At 36.4% G+C, this 308-nt stretch carries 1 protein-coding gene; it reads left to right on the top strand.

Annotation, left to right across the window (positions count from 1 at the left end; genetic code table 11):
- Positions 1–308: nucleoside-diphosphate sugar epimerase/dehydratase (locus E1163_RS30005; protein ID WP_425482655.1), on the top strand; the 308-nt coding region annotated here is incomplete at both ends.

Genomic DNA, 308 nt, shown 5'->3' with positions numbered 1-308 from the left:
AGCGGTGATTCTGATTATAAAGTGATGGGGTTTGTTGAGGATGATCAACGTAAAGTTGGTAAGGTTATAAACGGTACCCCTATTTATAGTGGTACAGGTTTAAGAGACTTACTTGGTAATCTTGAGATTGCCGAATTAATTATAGCGATCACGTCACTTTCTAATGACAGGAAAAATGAAATCGTTGACATATGTCTTGAGTATGATGTTAAGGTCAGAACGGTCCCTAAAGCCAATAGCTGGGTGAAAGGTAAGTTGAGTTTAAATCAGATTAAAGAGATTAATATTAATGATCTTTTGGGAAGGGA

Source organism: Fulvivirga kasyanovii (genome assembly GCF_009711405.1).
In the GTDB taxonomy this organism is placed as follows: Bacteria; Bacteroidota; Bacteroidia; order Cytophagales; family Cyclobacteriaceae; genus Fulvivirga; species Fulvivirga kasyanovii.
This window is presented reverse-complemented; position numbering and strand designations above follow the sequence as displayed.